Annotated in this window: 1 protein-coding gene; it reads left to right on the top strand. The window is 34.8% G+C overall.

Going from position 1 to position 577, the window contains the following annotated elements; all coding sequences use genetic code 11:
• Positions 1–577, top strand: a 577-nt coding sequence (locus RZN25_18580) for a substrate-binding domain-containing protein (protein MEQ6378793.1), incomplete at both ends; no start/stop codon positions are given.

Here is a 577-nt window from a genome sequence, read left to right as displayed (position 1 = left end):
TTGATGGATCTGGTACTGTTTATCCACTAATGGCACGAATTGCTGAAGAATATATGGATGTAGAACAACCTGATGTAAGTGTACAAGTTGGTCGTGCAGGATCTTCTGCAGGTTTCCAAAAGTTTATCCCGGGGGAAACTGATTTTTCTGATGCTTCAAGACCAATTAAAGATGAAGAAGTAGCAGCACTTGACGAAAATGGACTAACCATGGGTGAAGATGTTCTTGAATTCAAACTAGCTTATGATGGTTTAACAATGGTTATTAATAAAGATAACGACTGGGCAACTGAAATGACAAAAGAAGAAATTATTAAAATGTACACTTCTGGTGCTTATGTAGCAGATGATAAAGTGAAATGGTCTGATATTCGTCCTGAATGGCCTAGTGAGGAAATTAAATTTTATGGTCCAAATGAAAACCATGGTACCAATGAATTTTTTGTTGAAAATATTCTAGAAGAAGAACCAATGGTAGAAACAGCAGAATTACAACAAGAATATTCCACTCTAGTAGATCTTGTATCCAAAGATAAAAATGCGATTGCCTTTTTTGGATATGGATATTATGTAAATAA

The organism is Bacillaceae bacterium S4-13-56, assembly GCA_040191315.1.
GTDB lineage: Bacteria > Bacillota > Bacilli > Bacillales > JAWJLM01 > JAWJLM01.
Note: the sequence above shows the minus strand (reverse complement) of the source record. Positions and strands in the feature narration are given on the sequence as shown.